Annotated in this window: 1 pseudogene; it reads right to left on the reverse strand. The window is 70.6% G+C overall.

The features are described 5' to 3' along the window. Positions 1 to 234 (reverse strand): annotated as a pseudogene (locus CCN42_RS40090) (hypothetical protein); the annotation flags it as partial. Between the last annotated feature and the right edge of the window lie 168 nt (positions 235 to 402).

The following is a 402-nucleotide window of genomic DNA, read 5'->3' on the forward strand; positions in this document are numbered from 1 at the left end:
CTCGTCCTCGACGTCCTCGGCGGCCATGACGTCCGCGACGCCCAGCCGGTCACGCGCCTGGTCCAGCAGGGCGCCCCAGGCTCCGGCGTCACCGCCGTCCACGAGGTTCGCCCAGAGCGGGCGCAGCACCTCGTCGTCACCGCCCAGCAGCGGCACGCACCGATCCAAACAAGCCAGTCCGCTGGCAGCCAGTCCGCGTTCGTCGGCCTGCGCGATCAGTTCCACCAGGCTCATCCACGTCTCCCTGTCCGGGCCTGTCCTGAGGCCTGCAAGGGGCGCCGACCTCAACGGAGCCCGCACTTCCCCTTACTGCGTGCGACTGCCGAGTTCTGTCACAGCGGTACGGCACCCAGCCGGCCGAGGAGGCGGAAGAGCAGGTTTTCGGCCAGTGGATCCGGGCGG

Origin of the sequence: Streptomyces glaucescens (genome assembly GCF_002154375.1) — a bacterium.
Taxonomy (GTDB): Bacteria; Actinomycetota; Actinomycetes; order Streptomycetales; family Streptomycetaceae; genus Streptomyces; species Streptomyces glaucescens.